Origin of the sequence: Methanothermobacter sp. DP (assembly GCF_026692625.1) — an archaeon.
Taxonomy (GTDB): Archaea; Methanobacteriota; Methanobacteria; order Methanobacteriales; family Methanothermobacteraceae; genus Methanothermobacter; species Methanothermobacter marburgensis.
Genome location: NZ_CP113501.1, coordinates 400,090 through 417,705 on the forward strand (window position 1 = coordinate 400,090; position 17,616 = coordinate 417,705).

Below are 17,616 nucleotides of genomic sequence, written 5' to 3' on the forward strand. Positions count from 1 at the left end.
CATCACATGATGAATGGCAGTATCCTTGCAAAGAGGCCCCCCAGGAAGAGGGCGGTTCCAAGGTTTGCAAGGGTTATTATGGATGTGGATTTCCACCCGAATTCCCGTGCAAGTACTGCTATCGTTGAAAGGCAGGGGAAGTAGAGCATTCCCACGAGGGTGAGTACAAGGATCTGGGGTGCTGTAAGGGCCGCCCCAATATCTGTTCCAACCAGTGAGACAAGCCCCAGGAGGATGAACTCCTTCCTTACAGCCCCAAGGATCAGGAGTATTCCGGCAAATACCGGTAGGTGTAACCAGCCAGCTGTGAGCGGAGCCATGATATTGCTTACTGGATTTAAAAGTCCGAGGGCGTAGAGGAGCTGTATGAGGGCGCTCCCGATTATGTATATGGGGAATACAAGGTATATGAGGGACTTTGTCCTTGTCCAGGTCTGCCTTGCTATGACCCTGAAGGATGGCATCTTGAGGGAGTGCATCTCCATTATAAGGCCTGTAGTCTCCCCGGGAAGCGCCTTCAGTGCAAGTTTACCCATTATGAATATTATGAGGAGGTCCAGGGCGTATAACCCTATGGCCCACCATACACTGACAAAGAGGGCCACAAGCCCAAGTATCAGGATTGTTCTTGCGGCGCAGGGTGCGAAGGATATTGCAAAGGCTGCAAGGAGCCTCTCCCTGGGGGTTTCAAGTATCCGTGTACTGTCGATTGCCGGTACACTGCAACCGTATCCGAGTATAAGGGGTATAAGGGCTTTGCCATGGAGACCTATCTTTCTCATGAAGGCGTCCATCATGAAGGCGACCCTGGTGAGAAGCCCCGAATTTTCGATGTAGGATAGCATGAGGTAGAAGGGTATGACGAAGGGTATCACGAGGGTTAAACCCGCCACTATACCCCCGAAGGCGCCGTTCCATATTATGGATTCAATCGAACCTGAGAACTGGGGGTCAACTGGCTGGAAAAATCCGAATATATTGGTGAGCGTATCTGATAGGAATTCACCCACAACGAAGGTCCAGAGGAGGAGACCTCCAACAACGAGGACCGATGAGATGTAACCGTAGATGGGGTGTGTGAGGAAACTGTCAAGACGCTCTGAGAGGGATGTTTTTATCTCTGATTGTTTCTGCGCCCCTGCTGCTATCATATTTGAGAGCGCGTATCTCTCAGAGGCCATAACAGAGAATGATGGCTCATTGTGTATCCTTTCAACCTGGGCTGCAAGTTCAGCTGCAAGTTTTTTCACGTCGGATGGCATCATGGCGGTTATTTCAGGGTCGTTTTCAAGGAGCTTTATGGCAACCCATCTCTTTGAATAGCCCTCTGGAATTTCAGGGAGTGCTTCCATAAGTGTTCTTATGCGGCTTTCAACCTCCTCCCCGTATTCTATGACCTCTGGTTTTATCTTCTTATCAGCCACTTCAAGGGTTTTCCTGAGGAGCTTCTGGAGTCCCTGGCCCTTAACCGCCACCGTTGATACAACAGGCACACCCAGGGCACCCTCAAGTTTCTTCTCGTCTATCACTATCCCCTTCTGTCTGGCCATGTCCACCTGGTTGATGCAGATAACCATGGGGACCTCCATCTCCATGAGCTGGAGCGTGAAGAAGAGGTTCCTCTCAAGGACAGATGCATCAAGCACGTTTATGACGACATCTGGCTTTTCGTTGACTATGAACTCCCTGGAGACTATCTCCTCCATGGAGTAGGTTGAAAATGAGTATATGCCTGGGAGGTCAATTATGTGGATGTCCCGGCCCTGAAATTTAAGGTAACCCTCCGCCCTTTCAACGGTTTTTCCTGGCCAGTTCCCGACTATCTGGTTTGACCCTGTCAGCTGGTTGAAGATCACACTTTTACCCACATTGGCGTTTCCTGCAAGTGCAACGGTTATCTCAGATTTTTCCATCAGTAAACACGTCCCGGTTGAAATTAGGTTAACAGAAATTCAGCTTTCTGTATCTATGAATACATTGTCTGCTATATCCCTTCCAAGGGCCACCCTTGACCCGCGGACCTCCACCTCGATGGGCCCACTGAGGGGGGCCCTTTTGATCATTCTTATGGGGGCTCCAAGTGTTATTCCCATGTCCATGAGCCTCCTTAAAACCCTGTAGTCCCCCCGTATGAAGGAAACCCTCCCGGCCTGTTTTTCATCCATCTCTGTGAGTGATTTGAGGTTACCCTCCCGGCACCCTATTTCCTCAACATCTGCATCCTTCAGTTCAATGCATTCCCCGCATGTCTGGAATTTGAAGTCGCAGGCAGGGATCGGGTTTGCGTCGGGGCACTCACCTGGCATGTTGAGGAGCTGGCAGAGGGCCCTCTCTGCATCATCTGAGAGCGAATGTTCCATCTCACAGGCCTGTCTGTGTATCCTGTCCCTCCTGATTCCAAGTACATCGTGGAGGAATCTCTCCAGAAGGCGGTGCTTCCTTGTTATTCTCCGGGCTATCCTGTACCCCTTTTCTGTGAGTACCGCCCCTCGGTAGGGGGAGTATTTAACATATCCCTCAGAATCAAGTTTTTTAAGCATCTGGGTTACACTGGCAGGGGCTATTCCCATTTCCTTTGATATTTTCGTTGTGCTGGCATTTTTACTGGATTCTGATAGCCGGTAGATGGTTTCGAGGTATTCCTCTATATTTTCGCTGAGATGCTTCATTAGGTTCACCTAAATGGTTGCTGTTAATTTAGTTAAACCTAATTCAATATAAGGTTTTCTGAATGTTGGCGGTAAGAAGTCTTTCGCAGTTTATCATCAAGTGCTGGTGTGAAAATTAGAGTTTCTGATTGTGGTGTATCTGGAAGGAATTTGTGGGGGTTTTGTTTCTCTGGAGGTCCTGGTGTCACATTCTGACATATAAAGAAAAGAAAAAGGTGGGTTGTTCCTTCCCTGATCATATGGGCAGGACATCCCTTCCATGGGTTTCATTTATAACCTCTGCAAGGCCAACGTACATTGCAGCGGCCCCTGTGAATATGCCCTCATAACCTGCAATGGTTGTTATGATGGTGGAACCTGTGATTTCACCGGCTGTGAGCAGGAAGAAGAGCACTGCGAGGCTTATGAATATCACCTGTATGCCCCTCTTGAGTTTGAGGGTTGCAATGAACATCACCAGTGTAAACAGGCCCCACATGAAGAGGTATGATGCCATTGCAACAGGGTCGGCTGCTGCCGCTGCACTGCCGGCTGTTTCAATGAACTTCAGTTTGGGGATCACAAGCAGAAGTACCAGTGACCACCAGAAGAGTCCATATGAGCCGAATGCAACAGTACCAAAGGTGTTGCCCTTCCTGTATTCCATCACACTTGCCAGTATCTGGGCTATACCCCCGTAGGCGAACCCCATCGCAAGTATCATGCTGTTTATGGGGAAAAGCCCTGCGTTGTGCAGGTTCAGAAGCACAGTGGTTATACCAAAGCCCAGAAGTCCAAGGGGAGCCGGGTTGGCAGTTTTATCTGATATAACCACTTCTTTTTCAGTCATTTTTTTGCCTCCTTCTATTCTTCAAGGGTTGAGGTATCACCTCATCTTCCACGATCTTGAAGTCCTCAATCTCTGTCATTCTATTCTTCAAGGGTTGAGGTATCACCTCATCTTCCACGATCTTGAAGTCCTCAATCTCTGTCATTCTATTCTTCAAGGGTTGAGGTATCACCTCATCTTCCACGATCTTGAAGTCCTCAATCTCTGTCATTCTATTCTTCAAGGGTTGAGGTATCACCTCATCTTCCACGATCTTGAAGTCCTCAATCTCTGTCATTCTATTCTTCAAGGGTTGAGGTATCACCGAGGTCCTTTCCTTCCTCCCTGGCCCTCAGTATTCTCCTCATTATTTTTCCTGACCTTGTTTTTGGGAGCTTATCAACCTGCACCATTTCCCCGATAACAGCCACGGGTCCCAGTTCATGGCGCAGGTGCCTTTTGAGTTCCTCGATGAGGGCTGCGTTTAACTTATGGCCCTTCTTGAGTATGAGGAATGCCTTTATGACCTCCCCCTTGATGGGGTCAGCCTTACCGATGACCGCTGCCTCGGCAACTGCAGGGTGGGCCACGAAGACGGATTCAACCTCCGCTGTACCTATCCTGTGCCCGGCTATGTTGAGGACGTCATCTGATCTTCCCTGTATCCAGAAGTAGCCGTCCTCGTCCTTCCTCGCCATGTCACCTGCGGTGTAGACTCCACCGGGGATCTGTTTCCAGTATACGTTGAGGTACCTCTCCTCGTCGTTGAAGAGTGTCCTGAACATTGCAGGCCATGGTTTCTTTATTACAAGGAATCCACCCTTACCAAGTGGCACAGGGTTGCCCTTCTCGTCAACCACATCCGCCTCGATACCAGGGAGGGGTTTGGTGACGGATCCCGGTTTAAGGGGGGTTACAGGAAGTGGCGCTATGAGGTGCATTCCCGTTTCTGTCTGCCACCAAGTATCGATTATCGGGCACCGTTCCCTTCCAATGTGTCTGTAGTACCACATCCATGCCTCGGGGTTTATTGGCTCACCAACGGTTCCAAGGATTTTGAGGGAGTCCAGGTTGTAGCGTTTCGGGTGTTTTTCACCGAACCTCATGAGGTGCCTTATTGCTGTGGGGGCTGTGTAGAACTTTGTGACACCGTATTTTTCGACTATGCTCCACCAGACCCCGGGGTCCGGGTAGTCCGGGGCCCCCTCATAGAGCAGTGTCGTTGTTCCAAGAAGGAGGGGTCCGTATACAACGTAACTGTGCCCGGTTATCCACCCTATGTCTGCTGTGCACCACCAGAGGTCTCCGTTATGGATGTCAAAGGTCATCTCAAGGGTTGATGCGACCCCCACCATGTATCCACCTGTCGTGTGCAGCACACCCTTTGGTTTCCCGGTACTTCCTGAGGTGTAGAGTATAAAGAGGGGATCCTCTGCATCCATCACCTCTGCCTCGCACCGGTCCTCCTCGCCCTCTATGAGCTTGTCGAACAGCATTTCGCGTCCGCTTATATCTGACATCTCTATGTCTATGTCTGTGTGTTTCACAACAACGGTTGTCTCTATTGTGGGGCACTGGAGTATGGCCTCGTCAACGATTGGTTTGAGTTCTATCACCCCACCCCTTCTGTAGGTTCCGTCTGCTGTTATTATGACCTTGGCCTTTGCATCGTTGAGGCGTTCCACAAGTGCTCCGACGCTCAGACCAGAATAGATGACGCTGTGCACGGCCCCTATCTTTGCACAGGCCAGCATTGAGATAACGAGTTCCGGGCACATGGGTAGGTACATTGCAACGGCGTCGCCCTTTTTGATTCCAAGGCTTTTCAGGGCATTTGCTGTCCTGTTGACCTCTCTGTGCAGTTCATAGTAGGTCAGCTTCTTTTCCTCTCCCCTCTCGTTCACGTAGAGAATGGCGACCTGGTTTCTCTTGTCTGTGTCCAGCCATCTGTCCACGGCGTTGTGGGTCATGTTGATCTTGCCGTTCACGAACCACTTGTAGAATGGCTTGTTGCTCTCGTCAAGTACCTTGTCCCATTTCCTGAACCATTCGAATCTTTTTGCCTTTTCGGCCCAGTATTTCTCATGGTCCTTTCCCTTTTCCAGCTCGGCCTCCCAGTTTTTTATATGGGCCTCCTCCACAATGGTGTAGTGTGGTTTGAAGACCCTTGTTTCCTCCAGGAGAACTGAGGTATCCTTTGACATTTTTCATACCGCCATTTTTTCTTGGGTGATAGTAGTAAGTTTTTCTGGACTTATATATTTTACTATTATTAATCATGATAAATAATAGTAATTTAATAATTTTTATTAAATGCATTGAAAAAAAATTTATTGGGTGTTACATCATTGGGGGCATTCCGCCCATTCCGCCCATTCCGCCCATTCCTTCCATATCCTCTTCGTCCTTTGATGAAACATCAAAGCCCTTAGCTGCTATCATGTCGTCTATGCGGAGGATCATCTCAGCCGCCTCTGCAGCGGACTGGATGGCCTGTTTCTTGACCCTCTGGGGTTCAAGAACACCCTCCTCCTTCATGTCAACGACTTCACCATCGAAAACGTCAAGTCCCATGTAGGGTGACTCCTCGTGGGCAGCCCTGAGGTCCACCAGGACGTCGATGCTGTCGAGTCCAGCGTTCTCTGCAAGGGTCTTTGGAACGATCTCAAGGGCCTCTGCAAAGGCTGAGACCGCAAGCTGCTCCCTGCCACTTATGGTGTCAGCGTATTCCCTGAGTTTCCTTGCTATTTCCACCTCAGGTGCTCCTCCCCCTGCAACAACCTCGCCGTCCTCAATGGTTGAGGCCACAACGCCTATGGCGTCCTCAAGTGCACGTTCCATCTCCTCTGCAACATGCTTTGTGCTTCCCCTGAGGATTATGGAGATGGCCTTCGGGTCCTTACAGTTCTCGACGAATGTCAGCACATCATCAAAGATCTTCTTCTCGTATACAACCCCGGCCTCTCCCAGGTCGTCCTCTGTGAGGTCATCAATGTTCGTAACAAGCCTTGCGCCTGTGGCCTTCTCGATGCGTTTAATGTCGGATTTCTTGACCCTCTTGAGTGCAAGTATGCCCTCACGTGAGAGGTAGTGGAGTGCAAGGTCATCGATGCCCTTCTGGCAGAAGACAACGTTTGCACCGGAGCTCTTTATCTTATCCACCATGTCCCTGATCATCTGCTCTTCCTGTTCAATGAAGGCCTGCATCTGTGATGGGTCTGTCAGCCTTATCTTGGCGTCGGTTTCAAGGTCCTTGACCTCTATCGGGTACTTTAGGAGTGCTATTCTGGCATTTTCGACCCTCTTTGGCATTGAGGTGTCTGCCCTTGCCTTGTCTATTACTATACCGTTCACTATTCTTGACTCGTTAACCGATGCTCCCTGTATCCTCTGTATGTTGATGTTGTCCCTGTCGATTTCACCATCCTCTTCCACCTGCATGACCGCATCCACAACGAGTTCAGCCAGTTTTTCCTTGGCCCTTTCTGAACCCTTACCTGTCATGGCGGTCACCGCAACCTTCATGAGGGTGTCCCTGTCACTTGCCTTGATGGATATATCTTCGAGTATCTCCTGGGCCCTGAGGGCCGCCTGTCTGTAACCCACAGCTATTATTGTTGGGTGAACACCCATTTCAATGAGTTTCTCGGCTTCCTTGAGGAGTTCCCCTGCTATGATGACGGCTGTTGTTGTACCGTCCCCGACCTCGTCTTCCTGGGTCTTTGCCACCTCAACAAGCATTTTTGCGGCAGGGTGGGATATGTCCATCTCCCTGAGGATTGTAACCCCATCATTGGTGATCACAATGTCTCCAAGTGAGTCAACAAGCATCTTGTCCATTCCCTTGGGACCGAGAGTTGTCCTCACTGTCTCTGCGAGAACCTTACCTGCAAGTATGTTGATTCTCTGAGCTTCCTTTCCAACGTAACGGCTTGTGCCCTGTGGTAATATTAATATGGGCTGCTGTCCCTGTGCCATTAAATCACCTCTTAAATAAGTATGCAATTATCGATGGGTTTAAGGTTCTATAAATAATTTGTGCAGGATGCAAGTTACAGCCCGTATTTCAGTTGATGTGAACTGAAAGAAAAAAATGAATGGTTCGAGTTTCTACTGGTTGGGGAAGATCCTTGGAAGGAATGTCTGGCAGAAGTCAGGTGTCAGCTTTGAGGTCTCATGTTCTATCTTTTCAACAATCTCCTCCTCAAGTTCAGGTGTCTTTGATGCCTCAACAGCAAAGCCCTCAGCGTCAATCCAGACCCTCAGTGACTCCTCACCCATCGTCATCTCAAATTCAACCGTTTTACCCCTCTCAATATCACCGAGTATATCATCCATGATCTCATCTGAGAGCTTGAGGAGTTTCCTGCCCTCGGGTTCATAGGTGTTCTTTGATGTTCTGATCTTTTTGATCCTTACAGGGGCGCATCCCTCCTCCCTTATGGTCTTTCGAACCGTCCAGAAGAGGCTCACAACGATTTTCTTCTCAGGGTCATGGCTTCCCTTAAATTTAACGGACTTCATCAGTTACATCTCCTTTATCCTTTTGCCGATCGATTTTCCGATGCTGTAGCAGCGTGCCAGGTCATCATCATCCGGCACGTAGCTGACCTCAAGGGTCTCTGCAACCTCAAACCCTGCGGCGCTGATTTCGTCTTTGAGTGTCCTCACTGCACCTCCACCCCATCCCTTTGATCCGAATACAACTGCCAGCCTCCTGAATCCGGTTCTATCGAATGTGAGCCCCTTGAGGTAGTACATTATGTCCCCGAGACTCGGGAATGGCCCGTTGAACATTGTGGGGCTTCCAATGAATACAGCCTTACTTTCAAGGATGTTCTTTACGATTTCACTCCTTTCATCCTCGTGGAGGAAGTGCATTGAAACATCCACGTCTGCGGCCATGAGCCCCTCTGCGAGTGCATGTGCAAGTATTCTGGTTGAGTAGTGCATGGTATCATAGATTATCGTGGCCTTATCCCTGCACTCCCCTGTTGCCCATGCCGTGTATGCCTCTATGATCTTCATGGGGTCTGTCCAGATCTGCCCGTGGGATGGTGCGATCATCCTGATCTTCTCGAGAAGCCCAAGGTCCTTTACTTCACTGAACTTCCTGAGCACAAGGGGTGATAGTGGTGTTAGCAGATTGGCATAGAACTTCATGGCCGCGTCCATCAGCACGGCTTCAGGAACGTCGGTGTCGAACCTTCTGCTGATGCAGAGGTGCTGGCCAAAGGCGTCATTTGAGAATAGGATCCCATCCTCACCAAGGAGGGTGAACATGCTGTCTGGCCAGTGGAGCATGGGGGCCTCAAGGAATGTTAGGGTCTTTCCCCCGAGGTCAATGGAGTCCCCTGTTTTAACGGTTTTAAATACGGCTTCATCGGGGATGGGATAGTGTTCCCTTAGTCCCTCAGAGGCCTTTTCTGTGCAGATTATTTCTGGTCTGTGGCGCTTCCATACCTCCAGGATTGAACCGCTGTGGTCCCTCTCTATGTGGTTCTGGATTATGAGGTCTATACTTTCATCCCTTCCCTCCCTTTCAAAGGCGTCACTTATCCTTCCAAACATCTGGGGGGATGTTCCAGGGTATGTGTTGTCAATAAGGGCGACCTTATCGTCTCCAAAGACGAGGTACACGTTGTATGTTGTGCCTCCAAGGGTGTAGCCATGGTAGTTCCGTATATCCCAGTCCATGACACCAACCCAGTAGACACCATCTGCAATCTTTACTGCATCAGCCTTCATCTTATACACCATGTACCAGTTATGTCTGCCATTATTATTAAATTATGGCATTTTTTTATGGCCGGGTTTTTCTTGGAGCTGTTTTGCTGATGAGCTGATAGGTGCTGAATAGTAAGCCAGATAGTCTACCCTTGAGTTTTCGCTGCTCTCTTAAATGCTGATCTTATATCTTCATAGTCCTTCCTGTAGAATGGGCAGCTCTCTATGCAGCGGGTGCATCCATCACTGCAGCCGGTGCATCTATCATCAAGTAGCAGAACCGTGGATCCGCAGCACGTCTCAACCTCCACTAGGGCGTCCTGTGGACAGGCCCTTATGCACTTGCCACATCTCCTGCAGTAGGAGGGTATCCATTCATGGTCACCGGAACCATAGGGAAGGTCCGATATTCCTGTGAGGATCGCCGATATCTTCTGGGCCGGGCCTTTCCCTGGGCTTATAAGAAGACCGTTCCTGCCCTTAAAACCTATACCTGCATCCTGTCCAAGGAGGGGGAGGTCTATGAGGCCGCTCATGGGGTGAATGGCCATGGCACCATATCCGTTAATCCTGAGGTAATCAGCCACCCTGAAGGTTAAGTCCGCAAGTTTCTGGTATAGCCTGTCATTCATTTCCCTCGCCTCTCTGCCTGGGGGAGTCAGCACGGCATCGTCGTCCATGTCCACTGTGAGTACCACGGCATTCCGGTAGGGAGGGTCACCGGCAAGGATAACATCGGGTGTCAGCCTGGCGTAGCCAATATTATTGATGCCAAGTGAACGTGCATATTCTTCAAGGCGACCTATGAATTCATCGCCTGCCTTTTCTGATGGATCTTCCGGCTCCGGAACCCTGCATTCATCAGGATACTCCAGAAACCCGCAGCTGCAGCTGCATTCACATTTTTCACCATTGACTGCGGCTGTATCTTCACAGCAGCCAGAGTTTTTGTTCTTCACTGTTCATCACCATCCATAACCATATTCTTATATTTACATATATGAATATATTGGTGTGTGGGTTCAGGGCATTTCTATCGAAAATTTCAGTCGTTCTCTATTTCATTATTTGAATTCTGGGGGGTTTTTCTGGTACTTTCCTGAAATTTAATCGTCCTCTATTTCATATTCGAATTCCCAGAATGGGGTTCCCCGGGACTCCCTGCCCTCAAGGTGCTCCATCTCATGTGAAACACCATAGGCCCCTGAACCTGTGAATTTAAGGGGCTTCCTGAGCCTCTTAAGTTTAATCTTAAAATCAAGGGGATCAAGCACAGCCCTGAGGATGTAATCACCATCCACCACGACCCGGTAGGGTCTCTTTACAAGTTCCCTCTCATTTTTTGAGCCGCACTTCTCGAGCCGGTAAACGGTACCCTCCTCCCTCACCACCCTGGGATTCAGGAAGAGGTAAACTATCTCAAGGGTCCGCCCTGTCATCTCATCCTCATCAAAGCGGGTGACCTTCTCCTTCACAGCCATGAAACGCCCGGAGTTCTTCCTGAGGCTCCAGTCACCACCATACCTGATGGAAAAAAGGAGGGGTATGAATGCATCAGGGGGTATCTGAAGCTCCTCTATAACCCTCTTTTCACTGAGGGTGAACCTCAAGAGTTTCCTGATCTCGGAGTCATCCAATATACCACCTGCTCCCTATGGGGTTCTTCTGAGGTTGAAGTCAGCTATGGCGCTCTCCACCACCCTGATTATGGCGTCATCAAGTTCATCCTGGGAACCGTCCCGCGCAATGGGTATGTTGTCGCAGTAGATGACCTCAAGCCCCGCCTCAAGGGCGTCCTTCGTTGCAACATCAACCGCAGCCGCCTTGAGTTCTGTAAGCATCACATCAGCGTCATCTATGTACCTCTCAATGTCCCGCTGGAGTAGCGGCCTGTTTGAAAGGTGTGGGGTTGTCCCGACGACCCGGCAGCGGTACTCAGACTCAAGGTATTCAACCAGGATATCCTTCACAGAGTCGGGGGCGGTGGTTGCAAATAGGACATTCTTTCCGCTGATATCCCCCAGTGGCTTTGGCCTGAAGACTGTGGTCACAACCTCTGCCTCTGGGTTCACGGATTCTATGAACTCAACGATCTCCTTAACCTTCTCATCATCTGCCATGGGCTCCTCGCACATTGTGAGTATCACAAGATCCGCCAGCCTTATCCTGAAGGGCCCGAAGAAGTTCTTTATATTTATGATGGGCTGGTTTGCGCCAACAAGGACTATGTGTCTGTTGGACTTCACTGGAGGTATTGCAGCCCCGCTTCCCTCGAGGATTATGAAGTCGGCGTCCAGGCTGTTGGCTGTCTCAGCACCCCTCTTCATGTTGGTTATGAACACATCCCCCACCATACCGCCACCGCAGCGCCTGCAGCCAACCGTGAGTATCCGGCTCATGAGGGCGTCCTCCCAGTGGTCAGAGGCTGCATGAACCCCCCTGTCTGACTGCTCCATCAGGAACTCTGGGGTTATTTCTATCCTGTCACCCCTGACTATCTCAGGCTCCTCAGGGCCCCCCCGACCCATCGCCACAACACAGGGGTTGTATTTACGTTCATGGATCAGGCGGGCAGCATAGGCGGATACAGCGGTTTTACCTATCCTCTTACCTGTCCCGAGAATCTTGAGGGACGGTTTTTTGAGTATATCATATTCTGTGAGGGGCTGGAACTCAAAGTCAGGGCCCCTGTAGACAGCACCCTCCTCAAGGACAACCGATGCTATCCTGAACCTCTTTGAGTAGTCCAGGACGGGTTCATCGCTGAGGTCCATAACCGTGTCTGCACCGTACTTTCTGATGAGCCTGGCTATGAGGTCATAGGGTATCCTGTGGGGATCATCACCGAAGTAAACGGGTCTTCCCATCATCTCGGTGTACTCCTCAGGTGATGATGTCCTGAGTTTTTCGGTTCCCCCGATGAAGATCAGTGCCCTGACATCAATGTGCTCCATTGAGTCAAGGGTCTCAACAGCCGCCCTTGTCACAGGGAGGTAGTGCTCTCCATCAACAAGACAGATCATGCTTTCTGTGGCCTTCATAAAAAACACCGTTTATGATATAAGTTGAAGGGAATATTAAAATAGTTGGTTTAGATGGATTAAACGAATATTTTATAGTTGGTTTCTGGCTGGCACCATATCTAAATTAGAAAAATTTAGATTTTGGAGAATGGATTGATGGTCTATTTTGCCTCCAGTTTGGCTTCCATCTTCACGACTTCCTTCCTTGACCGCTTTGCAAGTTCTGAGAGGCCATTTACAACATTTGGTGGGAGGTTGTGCCCTTCCTTTTTTGCAAGGATCTCGGAGATGGCGCTTGAGAGTACAAAAATAGCGTATTTATGTTCGGCCTTTGTGCGGTGGATGTGGTGGGGGCTGATGTTGAGGGAGAAGTACTCTTCGCATTCATCCTTTATATCGTATCCATTCTCGAGGTACTTCAGAACATATACCAGAAATTGGTGCAGTTGTATCATTTCGTCCTTATACATGGTTACCAGCCTCAGTCTCCTTATAAGTGTGTATTAAATTTATTATTTAAAAATTTTGGTGGAGGGACAGCCCCTTTATCAAAATTAAAGATATAATATGAATTAATGTAAAAATTACAGCAGATCGGCGGATATCCCTGAATATCTTCTCTCATCTTCCCATAGTTAAGTTAAAACTGATAAATAAAGTTTTATATTACTGAAACTTTTTAAATTATTAATCATGTGCGGGCGTGGCTTATCGTCTGCAAATTCTTAAAAGTGATGGATCCATAAAACTAACCATTCACCTTAACTTTTCCATGGAGGATCATCCTCATGAGGATAATAGAATTTGATCATGAAAGAGTCGATGAGCTTGTTGAGAGAGCAAGGATTGATGTTGATGAGGTCCTGGGGCCGGTGGCAGATATCATCTCAATGGTGAGAGAGGGTGGTGATGTGGCCCTCAGGGAACTCACAGAGAAATTTGATGGCGTCTCACCTGAAAGCCTCACTGTCAGTCAGGAGGAAATAGAGGCGGCCCATGAAAACCTGGACCCCCAGGTCAGGAAAGCGCTCACTGAAGCTGCAGGGAACATTGAGGAGTTCCACAGGCTCCAGCTGCCCTCTGAGTGGATGGACGAGATCAGACCCGGGGTCAGCGCAGGGCAGATAGTGCGGCCCCTTGACAGTGTGGGTTGCTACATACCCGGTGGAAGGGCCGTTTACCCCTCAACAATACTCATGACCGTTATACCGGCCAGGATAGCAGGGGTTGAAAGGATAGTGTGCTGCACACCCCCGGCATCCGATGGCTCGGTTCCCGACGCTGTCCTTGTGGCGGCCGACATTGCAGGTGCACATGAGATATACCGTGTGGGGGGCGCCCAGGCGGTGGCTGCAATGGCCTACGGTACAGAGACAATCGGGGCGGTGGATAAGATTGTGGGACCCGGGAACATATTTGTTACCGCAGCAAAGAAACTGGTATACGGTGAAGTGGACATAGACTTTCCGGCAGGCCCATCAGAGGTACTCATAATTGCAGATGAATCTGCAGACCCTGAGTACATTGCCCTCGAGATACTGGCACAGGCAGAGCACGACCCCCAGGCTGCAAGTGTCCTTGTGACAGACTCAGAGAATCTTGCAGCCAGGGTGGATGGGAAGGTACGTGAAAATATTAAATACATGGAAAGGGCCAATATCATAGAGGAGTCCCTTGAAAGATACGGAATGATAGTTTTAACTGAGGATATTGACGGGGCCGTGGACTTCAGCAACACCTACGCCCCTGAGCACCTTGTTATAATGACGGATTCTCCTGAAAAAACACTCAAGGGTATCCGTAACGCAGGATCCATATTTCTGGGTGACCTCTCACCTGTGGCGGCAGGGGATTACGGTTCAGGGACCAACCACGTGCTGCCAACGTCTGGCTGCGCCAGGATGTACTCTGGCCTATCAACGGAGTCATTCCTCAAAAAACCAACGGTGCAGATGATAACCAGGGAGGGGCTCCGGAACATCCAGGACACAGTCCTGCGTCTTGCTGAATACGAGGGCCTCTATGCCCATGCCGAGTCATTCCGCAGGAGACTTGAGAGGTGACCTGAATTTACTCTGATAATTCACTTAGCGACAAGAGGTGATCTGATTGTTACTTGGAGATCTTAGAAGGACTCACTACTCAAAGGACATAAAACCTGAAATGGATGGAGAGGAAGTCACTGTCATGGGATGGGTCCATGAGATAAGGGACCTTGGAGGAATAATATTCGTGCTCCTCAGGGACCGTGACGGGCTCATCCAGATAACAGCACCCAGCAAGAAGATTGAGAAGGACCTCTTCAAATCCATTAGAAAGCTCAAAAAGGAATCTGTTGTGGCATTCGGGGGAAGGGTGCAGGAATCAGATAAGGCCCCTGGCGGCTTTGAGATAATACCATCATTCCTGAGGGTTCTGAACCCATCAAAGCAGCCACTGCCACTTGACCCCACAGAGAAGGTGAAGGCCGAGATAGATACAAGGCTCGACGCCAGGTTCCTTGACCTCAGAAAACCATCAGTGAGTGCAATATTTAAAATAAAGAGCAGGATGCTGCACTCAGTCAGGGTATTCCTTGAAGAGAATGGTTTCCTTGAAATCAACACCCCCAAACTTGTTGCATCTGCAACAGAGGGGGGCACTGAACTCTTCCCCATAACCTACTTTGAAAGGGAGGCCTTCCTGGGACAGAGCCCACAGCTCTACAAGCAGATGATGATGTCAACGGGCCTTGACCGTGTCTATGAGATAGCACCCATATTCCGTGCAGAGGAGCACGACACCCTCAGGCACCTCAACGAGGTCATATCCATCGACATAGAGGCCTCCTTCGTTGACCACGAGGATGTCATGAAGATACTGGAAAGGCTGGTTGTGAGGGTCATAGAGGATGTTAACGAGCACTGCAGTGATGCCCTTGAAACCCTGGGCAGGACCCTTGAGGTGCCCGAAACTCCCTTCGAGAGGCTGGAATACGATGAGGCAGTTGAACTGGTAAATTCCAGGGGAGTCCCAATGAAACACGGTGAGGATCTTCCAAGGGCTGCTGAGAAGGCCCTTGGTGAGGTCATGGACGGCTACTACTTCATAACCTCATGGCCAACCGCAATAAAGCCGTTCTATGTGATGCCAGATGAAAACGATCCTGAAAGAAGCTATGCATTCGACCTCATGTACCGGGACCTTGAGATATCCTCAGGTGCCATGAGGGTCCACCAGCATGACCTCCTGGTTGAGAAGATAAGGAGGCAGGGATTGAACCCGGACTCCTTTGAGAGCTACCTTGCAGCCTTTGAGTACGGAATGCCACCCCACGCAGGCTGGGGTCTCGGGGCTGAAAGGTTCAACATGACCCTCACCGGTGTGAATAACATAAGGGAGACCGTGCTCTTCCCGAGGGACAGGAGGAGACTCACACCTTAGGTGATAGCATTGATGGGTGCATCCACAGGCCAGGGCTATGAGATAGCCAGAAAGAGCAGGGAAATAGTCAGGAAACTGATATCTGAGGATCTGGCCTCTCTCAGGGATGAGGAGGCGGCCATAGTTGAGCGCATAGTTCATTCAACCGCTGACCCCGAGTATGCCAGGTTAACAGAGTTCAGCCAGGACTTTGTGGATGCAGCCCTTGATTCACTCAGGACCTCAGGCGAGATACTCACCGACATTGAGATGGTCCGTGCAGGGATATCCAGACCTGCCACCTGCCACATCAGGGACCCTGAGGTCAGAGAGATCGCAAAGAGAAGGGATATCACCAGGGCAGCTGCCTCAATGGAGTACGCTGCAGAGAGGGGCTTCAGGGGGATTGTGGTTATAGGTAATGCCCCAACAGCCCTCATGAAGGTGATTGAACTTACAGCTGAAGGCATAATGGATGTAGAGGCGGTTATAGGGGTTCCTGTGGGATTTGTAGGGGCTGCAGAATCTAAGGAGGCCCTAAGGAAAACCGAAATACCCCACATGATAACCAGGGGCCCCAAGGGAGGCACACCGGTCGCGGTGGCAGCTGCAAATGCTCTTATAGCATTATCAGGGGGAGTGGAGGTTTAGAGGTTCTCCTGAGGATAAGTTTGAAGGGTCCTTAGCATCATCGAGGATTAGAAAGGTTTAGAGGTTCCATCATGAAGTCGAAAGAACTGTTTGAAAGGGCACAGAGGGTTCTTCCAGGTGGCGTGAGCTCACCTGTGAGGAGGTTCGATCCATACCCCTTCTTTGCGGCGGGGGGTAAGGGGTGCATACTGGAGAGTGTTGATGGTAAGAGCTACATTGACTACTGTCTGGCATATGGACCCCTGATACTGGGACACGCACACCCCAGGGTGGTTGAGGCGGTTGAGAGGCAGATAGAGAGGGGCACAACCTATGGTGTACCATCTGAGGGGGAAATAGAACTTGCGGAGACAATAATAGACAGGGTACCCTGTGCCGAGATGGTAAGGTTCATGAACTCAGGCACGGAGGCCACCATGGCCGCTGTGAGGCTTGCAAGGGCATATACAGGGAGAGACAAGATTGTCAAATTTGAGGGATCCTACCATGGGGCCCACGATTACGTCCTTGTAAAACCAGGTTCTGGTGCCGCTGCTGCACCCGATTCACCGGGTATACCTGAGGATACCGTGAAAAATACTCTAACCACGGTCTTCAATGACGAGGAGGCGATGGTTGAGCTCATTGATGGGATGGGGGATGAGATAGCATGCATCCTTGTTGAACCTGTGATGGGTAACATCGGGTGCATAGAACCTGAAAACGGCTACCTGAACTTCCTCAGAGATGTAACGAGGGAGAACGACATCCTACTCATCTTTGATGAGGTCATAACAGGATTCAGGCTGGCAGCAGGTGGCGCCCAGGAGTACTACCGTGTAAAGCCGGACCTCGTGACACTTGGAAAAATAGTCGGGGGGGGCTTTCCCATGGGGGCACTGGCAGGTCCAAGGCAGATAATGGAGAACATTGCACCGGCTGGTAGCGTATACCAGGCAGGCACATTCAATGGAAACCCGGTATCTGTAACTGCAGGTCTTGAAACCCTTAAAATACTTGATGATAAAGTGTATTCCAGTCTTGAGAGGATGGGGTCCCATCTGAGGGCAGGTTTGAGGGATCTCCTCTCTGACATGGACCTTGAGTATCAGGTTGCAGGGCCGGCTTCAATGTTCCAGATATATTTCACTGAGGATGAGGTCAGAAACTACGCCGATGCTAAGAAATCAGACACTGAGCTCTTCATGAAGTACTTCCAGGGACTGCTGGAGAGGGGTGTCTTCATACCCCCATCACAGTTTGAGTGCTGTTTCATATCCGCTGCACACGAAATGGATCATATAAACAGTACACTTGAGACTGCAGAGGATGTGCTCAGCCATTTAAAAAATTAATA

General features: G+C 49.9%; 16 protein-coding genes. 4 read left to right on the forward strand and 12 right to left on the reverse strand.

The window, feature by feature from the left end; translation table 11 throughout:
- Positions 1–2 precede the first annotated feature (2 nt).
- The 12 genes from feoB to OXN82_RS02345 form a co-directional block, all read right to left on the reverse strand.
- Positions 3–1,913, reverse strand: a complete 1,911-nt coding sequence (gene feoB, locus OXN82_RS02290; protein ID WP_321211789.1) for a ferrous iron transport protein B — start codon at positions 1,911–1,913, stop codon at positions 3–5.
- A 39-nt stretch (positions 1,914–1,952) separates the two neighbouring features.
- Positions 1,953–2,669: a DtxR family transcriptional regulator gene (locus OXN82_RS02295; RefSeq protein ID WP_321211790.1), complete on the reverse strand. Its 717-nt coding sequence runs from the start codon at positions 2,667–2,669 to the stop codon at positions 1,953–1,955.
- A 235-nt stretch (positions 2,670–2,904) separates the two neighbouring features.
- Positions 2,905–3,498 (reverse strand): acetate uptake transporter, encoded by a 594-nt coding sequence (locus OXN82_RS02300; protein ID WP_013295483.1) that lies wholly within the window; start codon positions 3,496–3,498, stop codon positions 2,905–2,907.
- Positions 3,491–3,787 carry a hypothetical protein gene (locus OXN82_RS02305; protein ID WP_321211791.1) on the reverse strand — a complete coding sequence of 99 codons (297 nt, stop codon included), beginning with the start codon at positions 3,785–3,787 and terminating at the stop codon, positions 3,491–3,493. Before OXN82_RS02305 ends, OXN82_RS02300 begins: the two co-directional genes overlap by 8 nt.
- Positions 3,777–5,681 carry an acetate--CoA ligase gene (gene acs / locus OXN82_RS02310; RefSeq protein WP_321211792.1) on the reverse strand — a complete coding sequence of 635 codons (1,905 nt, stop codon included), beginning with the start codon at positions 5,679–5,681 and terminating at the stop codon, positions 3,777–3,779. The genes OXN82_RS02305 and acs overlap by 11 nt, the downstream gene beginning before the upstream one ends.
- 136 nt (positions 5,682–5,817) lie before the next feature.
- Entirely contained in the window at positions 5,818–7,455 is a 1,638-nt protein-coding gene (gene thsA / locus OXN82_RS02315; RefSeq protein ID WP_321211793.1) for a thermosome subunit alpha, read from the reverse strand.
- A gap of 132 nt (positions 7,456–7,587) precedes the next feature.
- The gene (locus OXN82_RS02320; RefSeq protein WP_321211794.1) at positions 7,588–8,001 is read right to left on the reverse strand and encodes a hypothetical protein; all 414 of its coding nucleotides are present in this window, start codon (positions 7,999–8,001) and stop codon (positions 7,588–7,590) included.
- Positions 8,002–8,004: 3 nt separating this feature from the next.
- Complete coding sequence (locus OXN82_RS02325; protein WP_321211795.1) at positions 8,005–9,225, reverse strand: FprA family A-type flavoprotein; 1,221 nt, start codon at positions 9,223–9,225, stop codon at positions 8,005–8,007.
- A gap of 125 nt (positions 9,226–9,350) precedes the next feature.
- Positions 9,351–10,163 (reverse strand): 4Fe-4S binding protein, encoded by an 813-nt coding sequence (locus tag OXN82_RS02330; RefSeq protein ID WP_321211796.1) that lies wholly within the window; start codon positions 10,161–10,163, stop codon positions 9,351–9,353.
- 147 nt (positions 10,164–10,310) lie between these two features.
- A complete protein-coding gene (locus OXN82_RS02335) occupies positions 10,311–10,841 on the reverse strand; it encodes a RimK/LysX family protein (protein WP_048175109.1) in 531 nt (176 codons plus the stop codon).
- A gap of 15 nt (positions 10,842–10,856) precedes the next feature.
- The gene (locus tag OXN82_RS02340) at positions 10,857–12,245 is read right to left on the reverse strand and encodes a cyclic 2,3-diphosphoglycerate synthase (RefSeq protein ID WP_321211797.1); all 1,389 of its coding nucleotides are present in this window, start codon (positions 12,243–12,245) and stop codon (positions 10,857–10,859) included.
- A gap of 143 nt (positions 12,246–12,388) precedes the next feature.
- Positions 12,389–12,697, reverse strand: coding sequence for a UPF0058 family protein (locus OXN82_RS02345; RefSeq protein ID WP_147670984.1), 309 nt, complete (start codon positions 12,695–12,697; stop codon positions 12,389–12,391).
- Between the two features lie 318 nt (positions 12,698–13,015).
- Between OXN82_RS02345 and hisD the strand changes: the two genes are divergently transcribed.
- The 4 genes from hisD (at position 13,016) to hemL (ending at position 17,614) form a co-directional block, all read left to right on the forward strand.
- Positions 13,016–14,290, forward strand: a complete 1,275-nt coding sequence (gene hisD, locus OXN82_RS02350) for a histidinol dehydrogenase (RefSeq protein WP_321211798.1) — start codon at positions 13,016–13,018, stop codon at positions 14,288–14,290.
- Between the two features lie 100 nt (positions 14,291–14,390).
- The gene (gene aspS, locus OXN82_RS02355; protein WP_321212134.1) at positions 14,391–15,650 is read left to right on the forward strand and encodes an aspartate--tRNA(Asn) ligase; all 1,260 of its coding nucleotides are present in this window, start codon (positions 14,391–14,393) and stop codon (positions 15,648–15,650) included.
- Between the two features lie 12 nt (positions 15,651–15,662).
- The gene (locus OXN82_RS02360; protein ID WP_321212135.1) at positions 15,663–16,280 is read left to right on the forward strand and encodes a cobalt-precorrin-8 methylmutase; all 618 of its coding nucleotides are present in this window, start codon (positions 15,663–15,665) and stop codon (positions 16,278–16,280) included.
- 71 nt (positions 16,281–16,351) lie between these two features.
- Positions 16,352–17,614 (forward strand): glutamate-1-semialdehyde 2,1-aminomutase, encoded by a 1,263-nt coding sequence (gene hemL, locus OXN82_RS02365; RefSeq protein ID WP_048175129.1) that lies wholly within the window; start codon positions 16,352–16,354, stop codon positions 17,612–17,614.
- Positions 17,615–17,616: the final 2 nt, after the last annotated feature.

Bases quoted from the DNA above. Each gene is read 5' to 3' on its own strand.
- feoB (WP_321211789.1), bottom strand. From the start codon at position 1,913: ATGGAAAAATCTGAGATAACCGTTGCACTTGCAGGAAACGCCAATGTG.
- OXN82_RS02295 (WP_321211790.1), bottom strand. From the start codon at position 2,669: ATGAAGCATCTCAGCGAAAATATAGAGGAATACCTCGAAACCATCTAC.
- OXN82_RS02300 (WP_013295483.1), bottom strand. From the start codon at position 3,498: ATGACTGAAAAAGAAGTGGTTATATCAGATAAAACTGCCAACCCGGCT.
- acs (WP_321211792.1), bottom strand. From the start codon at position 5,681: ATGTCAAAGGATACCTCAGTTCTCCTGGAGGAAACAAGGGTCTTCAAA.
- thsA (WP_321211793.1), bottom strand. From the start codon at position 7,455: ATGGCACAGGGACAGCAGCCCATATTAATATTACCACAGGGCACAAGC.
- OXN82_RS02320 (WP_321211794.1), bottom strand. From the start codon at position 8,001: ATGAAGTCCGTTAAATTTAAGGGAAGCCATGACCCTGAGAAGAAAATC.
- OXN82_RS02325 (WP_321211795.1), bottom strand. From the start codon at position 9,225: ATGAAGGCTGATGCAGTAAAGATTGCAGATGGTGTCTACTGGGTTGGT.
- OXN82_RS02340 (WP_321211797.1), bottom strand. From the start codon at position 12,245: ATGAAGGCCACAGAAAGCATGATCTGTCTTGTTGATGGAGAGCACTAC.
- OXN82_RS02345 (WP_147670984.1), bottom strand. From the start codon at position 12,697: ATGTATAAGGACGAAATGATACAACTGCACCAATTTCTGGTATATGTT.
- hisD (WP_321211798.1), top strand. From the start codon at position 13,016: ATGAGGATAATAGAATTTGATCATGAAAGAGTCGATGAGCTTGTTGAG.
- aspS (WP_321212134.1), top strand. From the start codon at position 14,391: ATGGATGGAGAGGAAGTCACTGTCATGGGATGGGTCCATGAGATAAGG.
- OXN82_RS02360 (WP_321212135.1), top strand. From the start codon at position 15,663: ATGGGTGCATCCACAGGCCAGGGCTATGAGATAGCCAGAAAGAGCAGG.
- hemL (WP_048175129.1), top strand. From the start codon at position 16,352: ATGAAGTCGAAAGAACTGTTTGAAAGGGCACAGAGGGTTCTTCCAGGT.